General features: G+C 50.2%; 1 protein-coding gene. It reads left to right on the forward strand.

Features of this window, described 5'->3' with window-relative positions:
- Positions 1-2,514, forward strand: a 2,514-nt coding sequence (locus MHN01_RS23445; RefSeq protein ID WP_239413765.1) for an Hsp70 family protein, incomplete at its 5' end; no start/stop codon positions are given.
- Between the last annotated feature and the right edge of the window lie 268 nt (positions 2,515-2,782).

The raw sequence follows: 2,782 nt of genomic DNA on the forward strand, positions 1-2,782 counted from the left end.
AAGAGCTGGCTTTCACACACCGGTGTCGATCGCAGCGAGGCCATTCTGCCATGGTCGTCAAATAACAGTGTCGAGAAAGTCTCTCCGGTCGTCGCCAGTGCCAGCTATCTGAACCATGTTCGACAAGCTTGGGACTATCATCATCAGGATGCCAAACTTGCCGATCAGGAAGTTGTGGTAACTGTTCCAGCATCCTTTGATGAGGCTGCCCGCGCATTGACGCTGGAAGCCGCAGCAATGGCAGGATTACCGAAAATTCTACTGCTGGAAGAGCCTCAGGCCGTCTGTTACGACTGGTATGCTAAAAACAAAGAAAATGCCGAAGAGCAGTTGAAAGACATTCCTTTGCTGATGGTGTGCGATGTCGGTGGGGGTACCACGGATCTGAGCCTTATCAAAGTCAGCACAAAGGATGACAAGCTGACGCTTGATCGTATCGGCGTTGGCGATCACCTAATGCTTGGCGGTGACAATCTGGATTTGGCGCTTGCTCATAAAGCCGAACAGCGTCTTCACGGCGGCTCTAAAAAACTCAGTGCTGCTGGCTTGTCAAAGCTTATCCAGCAAACTCGCAAAGTGAAAGAACAGCTGCTTTCCGGTAATGCTCCGGAATCAGCCAAAGTCACCTTACTTGGCAGCGGTTCACGCCTTATCGGTGGCTCAAAAAGTATCGAGCTGACTCGAGAGGAAGTTCACAGCATAGCCCTCGATGGTTTCTTCCCTAAAACAGAATACAGTGATCAGCCAAGTCATCGCCAGGCTGCTGTAGTCGAGTTTGGCCTACCCTATGCGGCTGATCCGGCGATAAGCAAGCACTTGGCTCAGTTTATTGACTTGCATGACACCGTTTGCCGCGAAGCGTTGCTAAACAGTGAAGCAGACATCGAATCGAGCCTGCCGGCGATCCCTTCAGCTGTATTGCTTAATGGTGGAGTGTTCAACAGCCCGTTGCTGTCTGAACGCGTACTATCGACCTTCTCCCACTGGAGAGGTGACAGCGTCACTGAGCTTCAAAACCCTCATCCGGATCTTGCGGTTGCCTATGGGGCCGTTGCGTACGCCAAAGCACGACACGGCGCGCAACTAAAGATCGGTGGTGGTTCTGCACGATCTTTCTTCCTGACTCTTGAAGACAAGAAAAAAGGCAAACAAGGGATCTGCATCCTGCCAAAAGGGAGCGATGAAGGCACAGAGGTACGCTTAACCGATCGTAAGTTTGCCCTAACACTTGGTGAACCGGTTCGATTCAACCTTGTTTCATCTACCGATGACAACCACACCGAGGCTGGTGAACTGTTCGATATTGACAATGAAAGCTTCGTAACCCTCCCTCCGTTCATCGCCACGCTTGACAGCGATCGCGATCGTGCCGAGCTGGCGGCTAACCAAAAAGATCGCGAAGAAGTCACACTGGCGTGTCAGCTGACCGAAGTGGGTACCTTGCAGATCGAATGTGTCAGTGTGAGCGATGACAGCAAACGCTGGAAGGTAGAGTTTGCCATTCGTAAAGATATAGCCAAGCTCAATCGTGGTAGCGATGACGCCACCATGGCAGAATCCATCTTGCCAGACCGCATGGATGACGCTATCAGTGCGATTAAGAAGGTTTACGGAGGCAGCACCAAAAATGCCGATAACAAGGCTATCAAAACCCTTCGTAGCAATCTTGAAAAAATGCTGGGCAAACGTGACAACTGGGAAACACCATGCCTGCGTGAGCTTGCCAATGCCCTGCTAGAGAGTAAGAAACGTCGCCGTCGCTCAGATATTCATGAACGAAACTGGCTGAAACTGACAGGATTTACAATGCGACCGGGATTTGGCTATCCTTCCGATGACTGGCGAATGGAACAAGTTTGGGCTCTGTATCAACATGGGATCCAGTTTGACAGCAAAACACAGACATGGAGCGACTGGTGGACATTCTGGCGCCGTATCGCCGGAGGCCTGAGCCAAGAGCAGCAACTGGTGATTTTCAAAGATATCGCCAAATACATTAATCCTGGTGCAGCACGTAACAGCAAGCTAAACAAAGAGCTTCAAGAGCGTAGCTATGAAGATATGGTCCGCCTTGCAGCCTCACTTGAGCATCTACCTTTTGAGAAGAAGTTGCAGCTTATCGAGTGGATCTTTGGACGTCTGCAAAAGACTCAATACTCTCAGGCGCACTGGTGGGCCATCGGGCGTATCGCAAGCCGCAGTCCGTTTTATGGCAGTGCGCACAACCTGCTGACGCCGCAGCATGTCGCCTACTGTTTGCCCGAGCTTATGGATTATGACTGGCGCAAAGATCCGAACATCGCTTTTGCTGCAGTTATGATGTGCCGAATGACGGGTGACCGTGCCCTTGATATCGACGAGAAAAATCGCGCCGAGGTAATCGCCAAGCTGAAAGCCAGCAAGGCACCTGATAGCTGGGTACAGATGGTATCCGAAGTAAAGATACTCACAGAGGCTGAAACTAAGCGAGTATTCGGAGATGCACTACCGACAGGTCTACGGCTAATCGATTAAGGTTCTGTTAGGGTTCAGACTGGTAATCTCGTTTTTATAAAGTATTCCATTTTCTCTGCCACGGTATTCTTGCAGAGAACGCAATATACCTAGTGAGTATTACCATGAACCGTACCCAGTATAAGATAATTGCTCAGCGGATTTTTAAATCGGAAAATCAGCGCATCGCTGTTGAGGCGGTGATCTTTGACGGCCTGTCCAGCTATGAAGCCGAGAAGCGTTTTGATGTTCCTAAAGGAACACTTTCTCGCAATGTGAGAAAGTACAA

The sequence above is a fragment of the Photobacterium sp. OFAV2-7 genome, from assembly GCF_022347985.1.
In the GTDB taxonomy this organism is placed as follows: Bacteria; Pseudomonadota; Gammaproteobacteria; order Enterobacterales; family Vibrionaceae; genus Photobacterium.